This is a genomic window from Streptomyces carpinensis (assembly GCF_002154505.1).
Classification (GTDB): Bacteria; Actinomycetota; Actinomycetes; order Streptomycetales; family Streptomycetaceae; genus Streptomyces; species Streptomyces carpinensis.
Genome location: NZ_MUBM01000095.1, coordinates 1 through 17055, shown reverse-complemented (window position 1 = coordinate 17055; position 17055 = coordinate 1). Strand labels below are relative to the sequence as shown.

General features: G+C 70.4%; 15 protein-coding genes and 2 pseudogenes. 11 read left to right on the top strand and 6 right to left on the bottom strand.

Features of this window, described 5'->3' with window-relative positions; all coding sequences use genetic code 11:
- Window positions 1-211: 211 nt before the first annotated feature.
- From BZY54_RS14250 to BZY54_RS14230, 5 genes and pseudogenes are all read left to right on the top strand, one after another.
- Entirely contained in the window at window positions 212-1450 is a 1239-nt protein-coding gene (locus tag BZY54_RS14250) for a GAF domain-containing protein (RefSeq protein ID WP_086725549.1), read from the top strand.
- A gap of 193 nt (window positions 1451-1643) precedes the next feature.
- Window positions 1644-3161 (top strand): aldehyde dehydrogenase, encoded by a 1518-nt coding sequence (gene adh, locus BZY54_RS14245; protein WP_086725548.1) that lies wholly within the window; start codon window positions 1644-1646, stop codon window positions 3159-3161.
- The gene (locus BZY54_RS14240) at window positions 3161-3562 is read left to right on the top strand and encodes a DUF779 domain-containing protein (protein WP_086725547.1); all 402 of its coding nucleotides are present in this window, start codon (window positions 3161-3163) and stop codon (window positions 3560-3562) included. Before adh ends, BZY54_RS14240 begins: the two co-directional genes overlap by 1 nt.
- Before the next feature lie 90 nt (window positions 3563-3652).
- Window positions 3653-4084, top strand: a pseudogene (locus BZY54_RS53200) (ATP-binding protein); the annotation flags it as partial.
- Between the two features lie 200 nt (window positions 4085-4284).
- Complete coding sequence (locus BZY54_RS14230) at window positions 4285-4977, top strand: AraC family transcriptional regulator (protein WP_425276278.1); 693 nt, start codon at window positions 4285-4287, stop codon at window positions 4975-4977.
- A gap of 78 nt (window positions 4978-5055) precedes the next feature.
- Here the strand turns inward: BZY54_RS14230 and BZY54_RS14225 are convergent, their stop codons facing one another.
- Window positions 5056-5415 carry an STAS domain-containing protein gene (locus BZY54_RS14225; RefSeq protein ID WP_158103866.1) on the bottom strand — a complete coding sequence of 120 codons (360 nt, stop codon included), beginning with the start codon at window positions 5413-5415 and terminating at the stop codon, window positions 5056-5058.
- Between the two features lie 384 nt (window positions 5416-5799).
- Here BZY54_RS14225 and BZY54_RS14220 point away from each other — a divergent pair, with 384 nt between their 5' ends.
- Window positions 5800-6801, top strand: coding sequence for a M28 family peptidase (locus BZY54_RS14220; RefSeq protein ID WP_341868686.1), 1002 nt, complete (start codon window positions 5800-5802; stop codon window positions 6799-6801).
- Between the two features lie 32 nt (window positions 6802-6833).
- Here BZY54_RS14220 and BZY54_RS14215 read toward each other — a convergent pair whose 3' ends face one another.
- Window positions 6834-8120, bottom strand: a complete 1287-nt coding sequence (locus tag BZY54_RS14215) for a phosphatase PAP2 family protein (protein ID WP_244217156.1) — start codon at window positions 8118-8120, stop codon at window positions 6834-6836.
- 359 nt (window positions 8121-8479) lie between these two features.
- Between BZY54_RS14215 and BZY54_RS14210 the strand changes: the two genes are divergently transcribed.
- From BZY54_RS14210 to BZY54_RS55420, 4 genes and pseudogenes are all read left to right on the top strand, one after another.
- A complete protein-coding gene (locus tag BZY54_RS14210) occupies window positions 8480-9193 on the top strand; it encodes a FadR/GntR family transcriptional regulator (RefSeq protein ID WP_086725575.1) in 714 nt (237 codons plus the stop codon).
- A gap of 1 nt (window position 9194) precedes the next feature.
- Window positions 9195-10028, top strand: coding sequence for a sterol desaturase family protein (locus BZY54_RS14205; RefSeq protein ID WP_086725544.1), 834 nt, complete (start codon window positions 9195-9197; stop codon window positions 10026-10028).
- A gap of 1 nt (window position 10029) precedes the next feature.
- Window positions 10030-10710: a lysoplasmalogenase family protein gene (locus BZY54_RS14200; protein WP_086725543.1), complete on the top strand. Its 681-nt coding sequence runs from the start codon at window positions 10030-10032 to the stop codon at window positions 10708-10710.
- A gap of 61 nt (window positions 10711-10771) precedes the next feature.
- Window positions 10772-11125, top strand: a pseudogene (locus BZY54_RS55420) (sigma factor-like helix-turn-helix DNA-binding protein); the annotation flags it as partial.
- A 492-nt stretch (window positions 11126-11617) separates the two neighbouring features.
- Here the strand turns inward: BZY54_RS55420 and BZY54_RS14190 are convergent.
- Both BZY54_RS14190 and BZY54_RS14185 read right to left on the bottom strand, forming a co-directional pair.
- Window positions 11618-12535, bottom strand: coding sequence for an alpha/beta fold hydrolase (locus tag BZY54_RS14190; RefSeq protein ID WP_158103865.1), 918 nt, complete (start codon window positions 12533-12535; stop codon window positions 11618-11620).
- A gap of 527 nt (window positions 12536-13062) precedes the next feature.
- A complete protein-coding gene (locus tag BZY54_RS14185; RefSeq protein ID WP_086725541.1) occupies window positions 13063-13500 on the bottom strand; it encodes a glutaredoxin domain-containing protein in 438 nt (145 codons plus the stop codon).
- Window positions 13501-14454: 954 nt separating this feature from the next.
- Here BZY54_RS14185 and BZY54_RS14180 point away from each other — a divergent pair.
- Window positions 14455-15162 carry a phosphatase PAP2 family protein gene (locus BZY54_RS14180; protein WP_086725540.1) on the top strand — a complete coding sequence of 236 codons (708 nt, stop codon included), beginning with the start codon at window positions 14455-14457 and terminating at the stop codon, window positions 15160-15162.
- Window positions 15163-15174: 12 nt separating this feature from the next.
- On the opposite strand, the gene BZY54_RS14175 is transcribed toward BZY54_RS14180, so the two are convergent.
- Both BZY54_RS14175 and BZY54_RS14170 read right to left on the bottom strand, forming a co-directional pair.
- Window positions 15175-16509, bottom strand: coding sequence for a glutamate-1-semialdehyde 2,1-aminomutase (locus BZY54_RS14175; RefSeq protein ID WP_086725574.1), 1335 nt, complete (start codon window positions 16507-16509; stop codon window positions 15175-15177).
- On the bottom strand, window positions 16506-17055 hold a 550-nt coding region (locus tag BZY54_RS14170; protein ID WP_107419714.1), incomplete at its 5' end, for a dTDP-4-dehydrorhamnose 3,5-epimerase family protein. The genes BZY54_RS14170 and BZY54_RS14175, both read right to left, overlap by 4 nt.

The following is a 17055-nucleotide window of genomic DNA, read 5'->3' as shown; positions in this document are numbered from 1 at the left end:
CCGGCGGACCGCAGGCCGCGGCCCCGGTTCCGCCGGGCGGCATTCGTCCGGTCGTCCCGCCGGTCAGCTCCGAACGCCGCCGCGGCCTTGATTTTGCCGCCCGCCTGGTCGATAACACTGTCGTCGGACCGAGGACCGAGGACCGAGGACCGAGGACCGAGGACCGAGCCGGGCCCGCGGTCCGGGCCCCGTACGACGGCAGGGGAGGCAGATGTCACAGCGCAGTGACCTCGCGCGACGCCGGGCCACACTGGAGAGCGAATGGTCCCGCTGGGTACCGCGGCTGAGAGCCGCGGGTGCCGGACCGAACGGTGCCGACGCACTGCGCCACGAGGTCGCCGAGTCCTGGATGCGCTCGCTGACCAGCGTGGACCCCGGCCGGGACAGCGCCCCCGTCACCGACGGCGGCACCGTGCACCAGCGCTGGACCGCCTCGCCGCTGCGCCGGCCGGTCGACGACCTGGCCGGCGAACTGCACAGCATCGCCGAGGACGCCGGGTTCGTCACCGCGCTCACCGACGAGTCCGGCACGATCCTGTGGACGTGCGGCGGCACGACCATGCGCCGACGGGCCGAGCGCGTCAACTTCGCGCCCGGCGGGCGATGGGACGAGCAGGCCATGGGCACCAACGCGCTCTCCCTCGCCCTGCGCACCGGCCGACCGCACACCGTCTTCTCCGCCGAGCACCTCGTGAGTGCCCTGCACGGCTGGGTCTGCTACTGCGCGCCCATCCACGCCCCGGACGGAGAGGTTCTCGGCGTGCTGGACCTGTCCACCACCTGGGACCGCTCGCACCCCCTGGCCATGTCCACCGTGCGTTCCCTGGTGTCGGCCATCGAGGCCCGCCTCGGCACCCAACTGCCCCGCCGCGCCCCGGACACCGAGAGCAGGGTGCGGGTGCACTGCCTGGGCGCAGAGCGGGCCGAGCGCGGGGACCGGACCCTCTCCCTGCGGCCCCGGCAGCTGGAGATCCTCACCCTGCTCGCCCTGGAACCGGACGGCTTCTCACCGCCACGACTGCGCGAGGCCCTGTACGGCGACCGGCCCGTCACGGCCTCCACCTTCAAGGCGGAGATCTCCCACCTCCGCCGGGCCCTCGGCGGCGGCATCGCCACCCGGCGCTACGCCCTGACCACACCCGTGTCCTGCGACGCCGCCCACGTGCTGCGCGCCCTGCACCGGGGAGACACCGAGACCGCGCTGCGCCTGTACCGCGGTCCGCTGCTGCCCCGCTCCGAGGCACCCGGCATCGAGGAGTGGCGCACCCACCTGGAAGTGGCCGTGCGGGAGGCGGTGCTGGCGAGCGCCCTTCCCGAACACGCCCTGCGCTACGGCGCGCGGGCCCCCTACGACGCTCAGGTGCACGAACACGCGCTGCGCCTGCTCGGTCCGGGCGACCCACGCCGCGCGATCGCGGCCGGCCGGCTGAGCACGGCCCTGCGCGACTGACGGCGGCCGGACGGCGCCGTCCCTTCCGGAGCCGGCCGGCCACCGCTCGGGCGCCGCCCCTGCCACCGCCTCGCCGGCCGGGCCGAGGCCGCCCCGCGCCAACCTGACACCAACCTTCCGGGACCAGGCTGAGCCGCGTCACGACGGCGTGCGCCGTCGGACCGCACTCGCCATCCCACCGAGGAGAGCCGCCATGGTGTACGCGCAGCCGGGAACGGACGGCAGCATCGTCAGCTTCGCCCGCCGCTACGACAACTTCATCGGTGGCGACTGGGTCGCCCCCGTGGAGGGACGGTACTTCGAGAACCCGACCCCGGTGACGGGCAAGACCTTCTGCGAGGTCGCCCGCTCCACCTCCGCGGACATCGAACTGGCCCTGGACGCCGCCCACGCCGCGGCGCCCGCCTGGGGCCGTGCGTCCACGACGGAGCGGGCGAACGTCCTGAACAGGATCGCCGATCGGCTGGAGCAGAACCTCGAGAAGATCGCCGTCGCCGAGAGCTGGGAGAACGGCAAGCCGGTGCGGGAGACGCTGGCCGCCGACATCCCGCTGGCCGTCGACCATTTCCGCTACTTCGCGGGCGTCGTACGGGCGCAGGAGGGCAGCATCGCCCAGATCGACGCCGACACGGTCGCCTACCACTTCCACGAGCCGCTGGGCGTGGTCGGCCAGATCATCCCGTGGAACTTCCCGATCCTCATGGCCGCTTGGAAGCTGGCACCTGCGCTGGCCGCGGGCAACTGCGTGGTCATCAAGCCGGCCGAACAGACCCCGGTGAGCCTGCTGTACGTGATGGAGCTGATCGCCGACCTGCTGCCGCCGGGCGTGGTCAACGTCGTCAACGGCTTCGGCGTCGAGGCGGGCAAACCGCTCGCCTCCAACCCGCGCATCGCCAAGATCGCCTTCACTGGCGAGACCACCACCGGCCGCCTGATCATGCAGTACGCCAGCGAGAACATCATCCCCGTCACGCTGGAACTCGGCGGCAAGAGCCCGAACATCTTCCTGCCCGACGTCATGGCCGCCGACGACGAGTTCCTGGACAAGGCGGTCGAGGGGTTCGTGATGTTCGCCCTCAACCAGGGCGAGGTGTGCACCTGCCCCTCGCGCGCCCTGATCCACTCGTCGATCTACGACGAGTTCATGGCCCGCTGCGTCGAGCGCACCAAGGCCATCGTCAGCGGCGACCCGCTGGACCCGGCGACCATGATCGGCGCCCAGGCCAGCAACGACCAGTACGAGAAGATCCTCTCCTACATCGACATCGGCAAGAAGGAGGGCGCCGAACTCCTCACCGGCGGCGGCCGGCGCGCCGTGCCCGGCCTGGAGGGCGGCTACTACATCGAGCCGACCATCTTCCGCGGCACCAACGACATGCGCATCTTCCAGGAGGAGATCTTCGGGCCGGTCGTGTCGGTGACGACGTTCGACTCGGTCGACGAGGCACTGAAGATCGCCAACGACACGCTGTACGGCCTCGGCGCCGGCGTGTGGACCCGCGACGGCAACACCGCCTACCGCCTCGGCCGCGAGATCAAGGCCGGCCGGGTGTGGACCAACTGCTACCACGCCTACCCGGCGCACGCGGCCTTCGGCGGCTACAAGAAGTCCGGCATCGGCCGCGAGACCCACAAGATGATGCTCGACCACTACCAGCAGACCAAGAACCTCCTGGTCAGCTACGCGCCGCAGAAGCTCGGGTTCTTCTGATGGGCTCCCGCACCAGGCGCGTGGAACTGACGCCGGCCGCCGAGGACCTGGTGCGGCGACTGGCGGCCCGGCACGGACCGGTGATGTTCCACCAGTCCGGTGGCTGCTGCGACGGCAGCGCACCCATGTGCTATCCACGCGGCGAGTTCAGGGTGGGCGCCTCCGACGTCCTGCTCGGCCACCTGGCCGGCGACACGCCGTTCTGGATGAGCGCCGACCAGTACGCCTACTGGTCGCACACCCACCTCACCGTCGATGTCGTCCCCGGCCGGGGCAGCGGGTTCTCCCTCGAAGCCCCCGAGGGCGTCCGCTTCCTGATCCGCTCCCGGATGTTCACCGACGAGGAGGCGCGGCGCATGGAGACGGAACCGCCCCTGCCCACCGGGGCCGAGGCGACGTGAGCGACCGGGCGCCCCGGCGCCCGGTCGCGCCCGGCCACGCCTTGAGGGCGCCGCCTTCCGGACCGGCACCGGGCAGGAGACGCAGCGGGCGACAGCAGAAATGTAGGGACGTGGGAGCTCTCAGCCGATCTTGCGGCCGTCTCGCAAGCTCGCAAGCACATCTCAGGGAAGCTGGCGGCGTTGGGGACTTGAACACGCCGCACCCACCATGGAGCTCATCGCCAGTGAGCTCGTCACCAACGCATCCGCCACGCTCACCCTCCTGTCCGACTCCGCCTGATCCTCCACGGTGCAGGATTGACGTGCGAAGTCTCCGACGGCAGCAGCACCTCCCCGCATCTGCGGCGAGCCCGTACCTTCGACGAAAGCGGCCGGGGACTGTTCATCGTCGCTCAGCTCACCAGGCGCTGGGGCACGCGCCACCAATCCCACGGCAAGACCATCTGGGCGGAAGAACAACTTCCGACATTCGAAGAAGCCCACAGCGACGATCACAACCCGTCGGCACGCTTGGGCGCCTAGCCCTTTGCGGAACTTCGTCTTCGGAGGTTGATGATGGAGCTTCTACAGGAGCTGCGCACGCTGATTCTTGAACACGTTGGGGACGGCGGCCGCAAAGCCACGGTTGTCGACGGCGTCGCCGTTGCGGTCGTGAACGAGCCGACGCCTCCGGTCGTGGCGCCCGTGCCCAGGCCCACCCTGGCGATCGTGGCTCAGGCACCATGCGCACGGTGTTCAACGGCGAACCGTACGAGTATGGTGCCGGCAAATATGTGATCGTCTCGCTCGACCTGCCGTCAACTAGCCAGGTCATCCAGGCTGACCGTGACGAACCGCTCACGATCTTCATCATGGACCTCCGACCGCAGGCCATCGCGTCGTTGCTACTCGAGACGAACGAGGCGGGTAAGCTCCCCGCCGACAGGGAATTCTTCGTCACGGACGCTACGCCAAAGCTGCTCGACCCCGTCGTGCGACTGCTGCGAGCCGCCCGCTGCCCCGACGACCTGCGGGTTCTCGGCCCGGCATACCAACGCGAGATCCTCTGGCGGTTGATCTCCGGAAACCAGGGCGGCCTCATATGGCAGATTGGACTGGCCAACAGCAGCATCGCGCACATCGCCCGGGCCATCGGCTGGATCCGCCAGCACTATCACGAGCCGCTCAACGTCGCCGACCTCGCCCGCCTGTCCGGCATGAGTACGTCCTCCTTCCACCGGCACTTCCGCGCAGCTACGTCAGCCACACCGATCCAGTTTCAGAAGACCATACGTCTACAAACCGCCCGGACACTTCTGTGGGCCCGCACAGGGAGTGTCACGGAGATCGCCCACCGCGTCGGCTACGAAAGCCCGTCCCAGTTCCATCGGGACTACCGAAGAATGTTCGGGACTTCCCCAAGGCGCGATACGTAATGACGAGCATTCTCCGACGTTCTCCGAATCGCACGGGCCCCAGCTTCCGCGGGGCCGCGGCGGTGATGAGCGAATCGGTCAGCATTCCTCCGCCAATGGTCGGCAGTGGTAGTCGCAGAGGTGCAGCGACGGGGCGTGTGCGGGTGGACGGTGAGCCGGGTCGGCGCCGCCGGTTGACCCCACGCCATGAGGAATCAGCTTGTTGAAGCGCAGTACTTTGATGACCAAGGGGTGATCCGCCAGCAGCGTCAGCCGGCCCCCGGCCTCGTGGATGCGGCGGGCGGCGGCCGTCAGCGGACGTGCTCCTGCGCAGTCCAGGAAGGTGACCTGCCGCAGGTCGATGACGACCTCGGGATGGGTGCCGCTGCTCGCGGCGGTGAAGATTGCCTCGGTGTGGGCGGCGGTGGCGATGTCCAGTTCACCGGCAGCAGTCACCACGATGGGCCGAGTTCCGACAAAGACGGTACAGACGGCTGGCACTTACTTTCTCCTCTACGAGAGAGACATCCAGGAACACGTCGAAGCTATGAACAGGACCATGCCGTCGTCATCGCAGTCAGCCTCCATACCGTCTTTCCTGCCAGCACACCAGGCCATGTGTTCAACCGGGTTCAGCCTCACGGAGTCAGGCAGCAAGGTCAGGAGGTCGCCAGTATCGGGCACGCAGACAGCAGGATCGTTCTTCCCTCCCTCAGGTGCCACGTGATGGAATTGACGGACGAGTACCCGCAAGGGCGCTGGCTCACCTGAGTGTTCACTTCCAGGCACCTTCTGGTCGACTTCGAACGGAACTCCGAGGTATGGCAGTGAATTCGACCGTCGATGAACCCATGGCCGATGTACGAGGCATGCACATGCCCCACACGGCGCTGCACCACGAATCTCGGCCGGTTCCTGCACACGCGGCGAGCACGGCATTGCACCCATTCCTGCGACCGCCGCCGCTCTGCCTGCCTGCACCCGCTGGCGGCGCAGGCCTGTCCCGAGCCTCCCGAGCGCATGTTGGGCAGCGGCCTCAGGCACCCGCCGCAGCTTCTGCGCCGTCTGCGTTCGAGAGGCAGGACCAGCCGTGCCACACGCCATGCCCACCGTCGGGGACTTGGAGGCGCTCGTGGACCCGCTTCGGCTGCGTCGCGACGTCGAGTTCCTCGCTGCTCAGCCACGCAGTCGGCGCCGGGCTCCGCGCATGATGGAGCGAGCGGAGTCGTACGTCACGGGGGAGCTGGGCGCTGCCGGCTGGCAGGTTGTGCGGCAACCGTTCGACCTGCGTCGGACGTTGGGCTCGACCGACCGACCGACCGACCGACCGACCGGCACGGCCATCGGGCACTGGGCTTCAAGCCACGGCTGCACCGTCAGCTGCAGTGGACGAACCTCATCGCCTCACTGGGCGCTGCCCAGGAGGATGCTGCCACGGCGCTGATCGGAGCTCATCTGGACAGCGTCAGCGGCAGTCCAGGAGCCGACGACAACGCCTCCGGTGTCGCGGTGGTGCTGGAGACAGCACGCCTCCTGACCCGGCTGCGCATCGAGCCACGGGTCACCCTCGCCGTTTTCGACATGGAGGAACTCGGTTTGATCGGAGCTCGGCATGCTGCTCGTGGACTGAGCCGCAGCAGGCGTATCGCCGGGATGATCTGCCTGGAGTCGGTCGGCCTACTTCACGGACGCGTCCGGCAGCCAGCAGCTGCCGATCGGCTTCTCGGTGGCCTTCCCCCGCGTTGCCGCGGCCGTCAAGGCCGAGGGCCGACGGGGCGACTTCAGGCTCTTGGTCCATCGACGGTCCTCGGACGGTCGTCTACGTCGGCCACGGCGTCACCGTGAAGCGCTGAGCCCGCAACCCGGTGCGACACGACTCAGACGAGTCCGGGTTGCGGTTCGGCGGTCTGTGGTTCCGGTTGCCGCGCCGGTGCGGCCTTCGGGTCCCACCGCCTGGTGGTCCGCACGTAGCCGGTGACCACGGAGATCATCGCCAGGACGAGAAGTGGCCCGAACAGCCACGGACGATCGGCCATCTCCTGCGGCAGGTAGCGGTACGACACCAGGAGGACGGTGAAGACCATCGCGCCGTAGGCGACCAGCTGGATGCCGGACCGGTCCCAGCCACGGGCGAACGAGCGCATGGCCGCCTCGATCGTGAGCGCGAACACCACGCCGGCGACGACGTCCGCGCCGTAGTGGTAGCCGAATCCCAGCGTCGCGCAGACGGTGCCGACCAACCAGAAGGCGCCCGCGAAGCGCATCGCCCGTGAGCCCTTGCGGGAATGGACGAAGAGCGTGGTGGCCCACGCAGTGTGCAGGCTGGGCATGCAGTTGCGGGGGGTGATCTCGTCGAACGGCATCGGTTGCGGGGTGCCGATCGACGGCAGTGTGTCCGGCCACAGGTCGGCCGTCGCCCAGTGTCCGCCGTCGGCGCCGTAGGCGAAGACCGGACCGACGACGGGGAAGACCATGTAGATGGCCGGCCCGAGCAGACCGATGACCAGGAAGGTGCGCACCAGGTGGTGGTCCGGGAAACCGCGCTCGACCGCCACCCGGCGCAGCTGGTACAGCCCGACGAGTGCCGCCGCCAGCGGGAGCTGACCGTAGACGAGGTGAAGAACGCCGGCGCCGATCGGGCCGGTGGCATCGACGATCCGGCCGACCAGCCACGACGGGTCGCCCAGGGCGTGATCGGCGGTTGCCACGTACTGGTCGAGCACTGCCCGGCGGGTCTTCGACGTGATGAGCAGCCAGGTGTCGCCCGTCTTGTGGCCGGCCACCAGCAGCAGGCCCAGCCCGACGCCCTTCAGCAGCAGCACACGCTCCCGGCCGGTACGACGCGTGACAGCGATGACCGCCCAGCCCAGAACCACCCACAACGCACCGTTGCCGAAGTTCATCTCGGCGCCGACGGCCCATCGCACCAGCCAGAAGACGAGGTCGATGCCGATCGCGGCACCAGCCGAGAGGAGCCGTTGCCGCCAGGTGAGCACCACCATCGTCAACGCCAGGCCGGCGTAGAGCAGCGGTCCCGAACCGGGTGCGAATATCACCTCTCGCGCCTGGTTGGTGATCGGTCCCGGTAGGCCGTAGCGGCGTGCGGCATATTCCAGAGCGATGAGGAATCCCAAGGTCGCCACACCCGCCGTGGCCCACAGCACCACTCGTGGCTGACGCCACGCGGCGAAATCAGAGCCGTTGTTTCTTCGTGCGGATATTCGTGTCTGTGTATTTTTCAATTGTTTGACTCATTTGGTAGATGTCGGACAAAAACTACGAATCATGTCGGATGGCGTGTTTCTCCAGCGAAGAATGGGTGAAGTGCGGCGATCATCGCGGGTTCGAACATGCTAACGGTATGGTGTGTCGGTTTCATTGGTCATGACAGTGCAAAAGTCGGTGACCCGGTCCACCCCGGCGGGACCGGCCGGTCGGTCGCCGACGGCCGATGCGCGGAACGCCATGGAAATTCTGGTCCAACCAGTTGACCAGTAAGTCCCGCGCGTTCACTCTGATCGCCATGAACCAGGGACCCATCCGGCGCGAGGCGGTCTCCGACCAGCTCTTCGCCCTGCTACGCGACAGGATCCTCGGCGGGGAACTGCCGGCCGGTGCCGCACTCACCGCCGAACGCGACCTGGCAGCCGAGTTCGGTGTGAACCGGCATGCCGTCCGTGAGGCCGTCAAGCGGCTCCAGCAGGCACGGCTGGTCGAGGTCAGCCACGGTGGCCGCACGCTCGTCCTGGACTGGCGGCGCACCGCCGGCCTCGACCTCGCCATGGGCATCGCGGCGGCCGACGCCGGTCCCTCGGTGGAGGACCTCACCCGCGACGCCCTGGAGATGCGGGCGTGCATCGGCGCCGACGCGGCCCGGCTGTGCGCGCTCCGCTGCTCCGAGGGCACCGCCGCGGAGATCGTCGAGGCCGCGGGCCGGTACGCGCGCTCCGGGCCCGATCTGACCGAACTGGCCGACGCGGACATCGCCTGGTGGCGACTGATCGTGGAGGGCTCCGGGAACGTCGCCTACCTGCTGGCGTTCAACAGCCTGGTGGGCGGCGCGCTCCCGGTCGCCGACGTGCCGGACGACCTGCGGACCGCGGAACTCCTCGATGTCGAAGCGCATCAGCGGCTGGCGGCGCACATCGCGGCACGCGAGGCCGAGGCGGCCGAACGGCTGGCGCGCGAGCTGCTGTCCCGCAGCGTGCCCGCGACGCCGCGGAAGGCGGTGCGCTGACATGATCCCTGCCGTGGTCTACGCGATACCCGCGTTCGTGCTGCTGGTCGTCGTCGAGGCACTGTCCTACCGCTTCCTGCCGGACGACGACGAGCGCGGCTACGAACTGCGGGACACCGTCACCAGCATGTCCATGGGTGCCGGCAGCCAGGTCGTCGCGGTCCCGTGGAAGGTGGTGACGATCCTGCTGTACGCGGGAGTCTTCGCCGTCGTCCCCTGGCACCTGTCACCGTCGTCCGCGTGGACGTGGGTGCTGCTGTTCTTCGGCGACGACCTGGCGTACTACGCCTTCCACCGCGCCCACCACCGGGTGCGGGTGCTGTGGGCGAGCCATGTGGTCCATCACTCCAGCGTCCGCTTCAACCTCTCGACCGCCCTGCGCCAGAGCTGGACGCCGATGACGGGCTTGCCCTTCTGGCTGCCGCTGGCACTGCTCGGCGTTCCGCCGTGGATGATCCTGCTCCAGCAGGCCTTCAGCCTCGTCTACCAGTTCTTCCTGCACACCGAGCGGGTGGACAGGCTGTGGCGGCCCGTGGAGTGGTTCTTCAACACGCCCTCCCACCACCGCGTCCACCACGGCTCGAACAACGTCTACCTGGACCGCAACTACGGCGGCATCCTCATCGTCTGGGACCGGCTCCTCGGCACGTTCGAACCGGAGGGCGTACGCGTGGTGTACGGCCTGACGAAGAACATCGACACCTACAACCCGGTGCGGGTGGCCTTCCACGAGTTCGCGGCCGCCTGGCGCGACGTCCGCGCGGCGCGGCGCTGGCGCGACCGTGCCGGGTATCTGTTCGGGCCGCCCGGCTGGGCACCGAGGGCGGACGCCTGACATGCCGCCGCTGATCGTCGCCTTCGCCGCGCTGGCCGCTCTCGACATCGCCGGTGTCGCGGCGGGCCTGCCGCCCCTGGAGTGGATCGCCAAGCCCCTGCTGGCGCCCGTGCTCGCCGTACACCTGTGGCGCCGTACCGGCACACGGCACGTTCCGGTCCTGGCCGGCCTCGGTCTCGCCACCGCCGGGGACGTGGCGCTGATGCTGCCCGGCCCGGTGGCCTTCGGGGGCGGAATCGCGTTCTTCCTGGGCGCGCAGCTCTGTTGGACGGCGGCGTTCCTGCGCGCAGGCGCCCTGCGGTATCTGCGTCCCCGCCGCCTGCTGTGCGCCGTGCACCTTGCCGTCTGGGTCGCCGCGGTCGCCGCGATCGCGCCGGCGCTGGGGCCGGTTCTCGGCGCCGCGGTGGCGGTCTACGCGTCGGCCCTGGTCGCCATGGCACTGACCGCGCGCGTGCTGGGAAGCAGGGCGGCCTGGGGCGGGCTGGTGTTCCTCGGCTCGGACCTGCTCGTCGGGCTGGGAGCCGCGGGGACCGGCTTCCCCGGGCGCGGCGCGCTCGTCATGGTGACGTACACGGTCGCCCTGGCCCTGATCACCAGTGCCTTCACCGGCGAAGAAGCAGGGCGGGCGGCCGGGGACCCCTTCGCGCACCAGGAGGCGCGGATGACCCGCGCGATCGACTGACTCCCCGCTCCTGCGCCGCACCGGCCCGGAAGCCGTCGCCCTGACGGCAGCCGCCGGGGAAGTGCGCGTCGAGTCCGAGACGGACCTCGCGTTCGCCAGGCTCCGCCAGCTGTGCGCACCGTTCCTGGACCGACTCGACCGGCTCGCCGCCCCCCAACGCAGCGCGTTCGGAACGGCGTTCGGCCTGCGTGCCGCACGGAAACGTCCCTGGACGAAGCTGTCTCTGGGCGGCCCCGAGGCCGGCGTGCAGCAGGCGGAGGAGCTGGAACTCGCACTGCTCCTCGTGATGGAGAGACTGACCGCCACCGAGCGGGCCGTGTACATCCGACACGAGGCCTTCCCATACGCCTACGCCGAGATCGCGGACATGCTGCAGCTCAGCGTCGTGAACACCCGAAAGATCGCCAGCCGCGCCCGCAGACATCTGGCGGCCGAGCGGCGGGAGGCCGTGGACGCGGCGGAACACCGACGTCTGCTGTACGCCTTCGTCACAGCAGCCGAAACGGGAAAGACGCCGCCTCCTTGGAGACGCTCCTCGCACCGGACATCGTCGGCCGCCGCGCGGGCGCCGGCACGGGTGGGGCGGTCCGCGACGGCGCACCGGGTTTCGTCCGCACGGCCGACTTGCAGGCACGGTGGGGCCGGAACAGCAACCCCGTGTGAGGGCGTCCTGCACGGCCGGTTCGAGGACCCGCCGTCGGCGAACCAGCAGTTCACTTGTGTCGATACGGGCGATGCGGACGCCGATGTGCCGGCCCGGCAGCCACGGCGCCCCGCGCGCGCATGCCGGACCCCCGGCGCGCGGGCGGACGATCAACCGCAGGTGTGTGGCGTGACCGATGCGCCCGAACCACGTCGTCGCAGCTGGCTGAGTCACCTCACGGTCATGAGCCGGGGCAGCGGCGGATCACCGAGATGCCGCGACCGATGCCGCTGTGAGTCTGTCCACGGCCGTCGCGACCGCCTCGGGGCTGGAGATCATCGTCAGGTGCCGGGCGCCGGGGATGAGCGTCGCGGGCGGTGCGCCGATCCGCCGGGCGGTCTCCTGCGGAGTCTGCCGGGTGAACACGTCGTCCTGGGCGCCGAACACCACCGACTTGGGCAGACGCACCCCGGCGAGCCGAGCCACCCGGTCCGCCGGCAGCCCCGGCACCCCGGCGGCCAGCATGCTCCAGAGCGCGCTCTCCGCGCCCGGCACCCGGAGCGGGCGTCGCCACTGATCCAGACCGGCGGCGTCCAGGCGCGGACAGGCCGGCCCGCACTGTGCGTCGTACACACCGCGTATCACCGCGTCGATGCCGAGCCCGAGCCGCAGCAGGCTGGTGCGGTACGGGTCGATCAGCACGTACTTGAAGGCCGGCGGCGGCCCGGCACCCGTGTCGAGGGCGTCGCCGTCGAGGAGCATCACACCCCCCAGCCGGCCAGGGGCCCGCAACGCCGCCTCGGTGACCACGGCGGCTCCGCTGGAGTGCCCCACCAGCAGCGGGCGCCCGCCCGGACCGCCGAGGTGCATGGCGTCCAGGAAGCCCAGGAGCTGCCGGGTGAAATGGTCGACGGTGTACGGGCCCTGGCGCTCGCTGTATCCGTCGCCCGTCAGGTCGAGCGCGTACACCCGGTGGTCGCGGGCGAGCAGCGGGGCAAGGCGCGACCAGGTGTCCACGGATTCGAAGGCGCCGTGCACCAGGACCACCGGTGGGCCCGCCGTACCCCATGTCTGGTAGCGCGTGCGGATGTCGGCGGCCTGCACGTACCTGAGCCCCCGCGGCGGAGCCGCGCGCCCGGCCGTGACGCCGTTGTAGACGAGTGAGGCCGCCGTGACGACCATCAGCACCACGGCACAGGCCGGCACCGCGCGCCGCAGCCACCGCCGCAGCCGGGAGCGGCGTGGCCGCTGCGCGCCCCCGGCAGGGGGCGACGGCGGAGCGGATGCCGGATGGGCGCCCCCGTCTCCGTCCCCGGGTTCGGCTCCAGCACGGCGAAGATCAGCTGTCACAGGCCACAGCATCGCCCATGGCACACTCGCGATCATCCTGCGGGGGGAGCCATCGTGTCTACTCCGCCGGGCGTAGGGGGCGCTGGACGTACAGGAGCGCCGGGTGCGCGGGTGCGCCTTTGACCTGCGGACTGCTCAGGCGGCGTGGCCGTGCGGCCGGCGACCGCGCCACCGACCGGGCGGAGTCGGTGGATGCGGCGGCAGCGGTGATCGCGCGGGAGGTTGCGCCAAGGCGTTGCTGCGCGGGGTGGCCCAGCGCGCGGGGTGCACGATCGGGGGCCGCGAACTCGGGCCGGGGCCCTCGCTGGTGCGTGATCTTCTGGCTTGCGGGCGTCTCGTCGGCAGGGCGCCGCGCTCGGTCATAGGGCAGTGGAGAGCTGTTCGCGCACCCATGCGGGGTCGGGGTTGGTGTGTGGGCGGCCCGCCACGACGACAGTCGGCACGGTCTCGTCGCCGTCGTTGGCTGCCCTCACCGCTGCCGCCCCGGCCGGGTCGCGCCAGATGTCGACCCAGTGCAACCGGTGAGCACTGCGGCCCAACCGCACGCGCAGTCGCAGGCAGTAGGTGCAGCCCGGCCGCCAGTAGACGACCGGCCGGCCGTCGACGGCGCTGCGGCGTTGTGCCTCCACCGCACCGATCGACCTCGGGAACATCACGGGCGAGTTCACGAAGGCGAGCACCACGAACACCAGCAGGAGTGATACGGCTGAGCCGGGCTCCCTCCTGAGGACCAGCCCGGTTGCGACGGCTGAGCCGCACAGCACAAGCGTCAGGGGCAGGATCCAAGCACGCGTCATGGTGACGCAGGCTATCGGTGAGCCGGATGCTCCTCGAACCGGCCCCGCCCACCGGGGCGTTCGCCGGACAGGCGGACCCGACGCCTTGTCGCGCGGACGGCCCGGTGACCGCGCGGGTCGACCCCACGCGGCGGCCGGGTCGGCAACGAGGCCGAGCCGAACGACGATGATGGAGGAAAAGAAGACCACCCGTTGCCGAGTCCCTCGCGAACCGGGTCGGCTGACGGTCCCGGGATACGCGAAGCACATGGACAACTCGATCAACGTGCACACCATGGTCAGCAGCAGGCCGGACGGTGTCCCAGCTTGCTGACCTGCACCCGTGGCAGGGGCCTGGCGCGCCGTCCGGCGTCCCGCTCGGATGGCAAGCGATCCGGAACCGACGTTCGCGGAGTGTTGACACGCGGACCTTCTGCCGGCGGTTTGCCGCGATCGCATTGTTGGTTAGGGTGCGAAGCAGAGACTGATTCCTATGCCGTTGGCCAGGGTGATGGACGGGCTGGCGAGTGCGGGGCTGCGCAGGCTGGTGGCTCCCGCAGGGGCCAGTCGGACACGACGGGGGGCTCGTTGGTGGGGAGTTGGCGTCAGCAGAAGCCGAAGGCCACGTCGGCAGGCGGCAGTGGTGTTTGGCCGCTTGGCCGGAGCGGTCCTGGAAGTCGGCCCGGCCCAGTTCGCGCTCGACGTGTTCGCAATCTTGCTCGGTCCAGCCGTGCGCAGCCCGTACATCTGACGATCCCGGCCATGTCGGTGGGCGGCAGCGGGCAGTTCTCGGGGACGCGGCATCGCGGCAGCGGTGGGTGACATGGCGTCGGCCCTGACGGGAGGGAGAGGTGCATCGCATTCATGGCTGCCCACCGGTCGGATGAAGGGCCGCACCCTCACCCTGACTCAAGAAGTCGAGATCTACACCCGATCACGGCAGAGCACCGCAGGCCGACCGGGCGCGGTGGGCGTGTGACCGGCCGGTCGGCGCCCGCGGTGCTGCCTCCACCGCTGCGTGTGTGGCTCGGGCTGACGGCAGTACTCGCCGCACTGGTGGTCGTCGTGCTCGGTGTCCTGTTCGCCGACGACAGCGGGCCCGCCACGGTGGACACGCGGATCTCGGCGGCGGTGGACGGTGTGGGACCGCCGTGGCGGAACGTCGCTCATGCCCTGGACTTCCTGGGGGAGCCCGGGGGAGCGACGACGGTGGTCGTGGCCATCGTGACGGGCTGCCTGCTGCTTCGGCGTCCCCGGGCAGCGGTGCTCGTCGTTGCCGGCGTCGGCATGGCCGTGGGGGCGGCGACGCTGCTCAAGCATGTGGTGGGACGCACCATCCACGGCGCCGGCAACCTGTCCTTTCCGAGCGGGCACACCGCCTTCCTCACGGCGGTCGCCCTCGTGGTGGCGCTGCTCGCGACCGGCCGGCTCGGCCTCGGGAGGACGGCCGGCACGTCACTCGTGCTCGCCACGGCGCTGGTCGCCGGCGCCGCCATGGGCTGGGCACAGGTCGACCTGGGCGCGCACTACCCGACGGACGTCCTCGGCGGCTGGTGCACCGCGCTGGCGGTCGTACCGGCGACCGCGTGGCTGGTCGACCGGACGGCTGACCGGCTGGTCGACCGGACGGCTGACCAGCCGGTCGACCGGGTGGCCGACGCCGGTGGGCCGGAGCGCCGCTGACGTCACGTCATGTCAAGCCAAGCGGCGGAACACGGGCTTCACCGGTCGCCCGGCCAGCCAGGAGGTGGGGTCGGCGGAGTCCAGTGCCTTCCGGTACACCGCACATGCCTGGGCCACCACCTCGACGGTGTGATCGATGTCGGCGTCGTCGAGCGCGCTGCTCACCACGAACGACGGGGCGAGCACCCCTCCCGCGAGGAGCCGTCGCAGGAACAGGGTCCGGTACCGCTGCGAGGGCTGCCGGTTCTCGTCGAGGGTGGCGAAGACCAGGTTGCTGGCCCGGCCCCGGAGGACGACGTGCTCGCCGACGCCCGCGCCGGCCGCGGCGTCGCGGACACCGGCGGCCAACCGCTCTCCGAGGGCGTGCAGCCGCGCGGTGACGCCCTCCTCGACGTAGGTGGTGAACACGGCCATCGCGGCGGCCAGTGAGTGTGTCTCCGCACCGTGCGTGGTGGACAGCAGGAACACCCGGTCCCCGGAGTGACGCAGCCCGCCCCGCTCCATCAGATCGCGACGCCCGGCCAGCGCGGAGACGGCGAATCCGTTGCCCAGCGCCTTGCCGAACGTGGAGAGGTCGGGGACGACGCCGTACAAACCCTGGGCGCCCGCCTCGGACCAGCGGAAGCCGGTGATCATCTCATCGAAGATCAGTACGCAGCCGTGCCGGTCGGCCAGCTCGCGCAGGCCGGCGAGGTACCCGGGCGGCGGCTCGGTGTGGGTGGCGGGTTCGAGGATCAGGCAGGCGATCTCGTCCTGGTACCGGGTGAGCATCTCTTCCGTGGCGGCCAGGTCCCCGTAGGGGAACGCCACGGTGAGCTCGTTGGTCGCCGCCGGAATGCCGTCGGACATCGGCGTGGTGCCGATGAACCAGTCGTCGACGGAGAAGAACGGGTGGTCGGCGCAGATGGCCACCCGCGAGCGCCCGGTGGCGGCGCGGGCGAGGCGCACCGCGGCGGTGGTGGCGTCGGAGCCGTTCTTCGCGAACTTCACCATCTCGGCGGTCGGCACCGTGGCCAGGAAGCGTTCCGCGGCTTCGACCTCCATGATGGACGGCCGGACGAAGTTGCTGCCGCGCTCGAGTTCCCGTCGCACCGCCTCGATCACGCGTGGGTGGGCGTGGCCGAGGCTGACCGACCGCAGGCCGGAGCCGTACTCGACGTAGCGGTTGCCGTCGACGTCCCACACGTGGGCACCACGGCCGTGGCTGATGACCGGGGCCAGGTTCTCGGGGTACTGGTCGTCGCCCTTGGCGTAGGTGTGCGCGCCTCCGGGGATCATGGCGTGCAGCCGCTCGTTCGCCCTCCGCGACCGGGGCAGGATGAGCTCTGCGGTGTCTTCGGTGTTCACGCCGGCCTCCACTCTCGTTGCTGAAGGACCTCGGCGAGGCTAGGCGCCTTCCGGTCCCGCTGGGACATCGATGTGACCGGCAGCGGCCAGGGGATGGCCAGTTCTGGGTCGTCGAAGGCGATCGTCACGTCCTCTGCCGGATCGTGCGGGCGGTCGATCCGGTACGAGGTGTCGGCGGTTTCGGTCAGCGCCTGGAAGCCGTGCGCACACCCCGCCGGGATGTACAGGGTCGCCTGCGTGTCGCCGGACAGCTCGAAGAAGGCCCGGCCCAGGTAGGTCGGCGAGTCCGTCCGCAGGTCCACGACGACGTCGAAGATCCTCCCGTACGAGCACCGCACCAGCTTGGCCTCGCCGGCGCCGGAGCGCAGGTGCAGGCCGCGCAGCACGCCCCGGACCGAGCGGGACAGGCTGTCCTGGACGAAGGCGTCCGGGTCGAGGCCGACCGAGCGGACCACGTCGGCGTCGAAGGTGCGGCAGAAGAAGCCGCGCTCGTCGGCGTACGGCGTCGGCTCGAAGAGGTACGCGCCGGCGATCGCCGGGACTTCG

Bases quoted from the DNA above. Each gene is read 5' to 3' on its own strand.
- BZY54_RS14210 (WP_086725575.1), top strand. From the start codon at position 8,480: ATGAACCAGGGACCCATCCGGCGCGAGGCGGTCTCCGACCAGCTCTTC.
- BZY54_RS14200 (WP_086725543.1), top strand. From the start codon at position 10,030: ATGCCGCCGCTGATCGTCGCCTTCGCCGCGCTGGCCGCTCTCGACATC.
- BZY54_RS14190 (WP_158103865.1), bottom strand. From the start codon at position 12,535: ATGGTCGTCACGGCGGCCTCACTCGTCTACAACGGCGTCACGGCCGGG.
- BZY54_RS14240 (WP_086725547.1), top strand. From the start codon at position 3,161: ATGGGCTCCCGCACCAGGCGCGTGGAACTGACGCCGGCCGCCGAGGAC.
- BZY54_RS14220 (WP_341868686.1), top strand. From the start codon at position 5,800: ATGAACCCATGGCCGATGTACGAGGCATGCACATGCCCCACACGGCGC.
- adh (WP_086725548.1), top strand. From the start codon at position 1,644: ATGGTGTACGCGCAGCCGGGAACGGACGGCAGCATCGTCAGCTTCGCC.
- BZY54_RS14230 (WP_425276278.1), top strand. From the start codon at position 4,285: ATGCGCACGGTGTTCAACGGCGAACCGTACGAGTATGGTGCCGGCAAA.
- BZY54_RS14250 (WP_086725549.1), top strand. From the start codon at position 212: ATGTCACAGCGCAGTGACCTCGCGCGACGCCGGGCCACACTGGAGAGC.
- BZY54_RS14205 (WP_086725544.1), top strand. From the start codon at position 9,195: ATGATCCCTGCCGTGGTCTACGCGATACCCGCGTTCGTGCTGCTGGTC.
- BZY54_RS14185 (WP_086725541.1), bottom strand. From the start codon at position 13,500: ATGACGCGTGCTTGGATCCTGCCCCTGACGCTTGTGCTGTGCGGCTCA.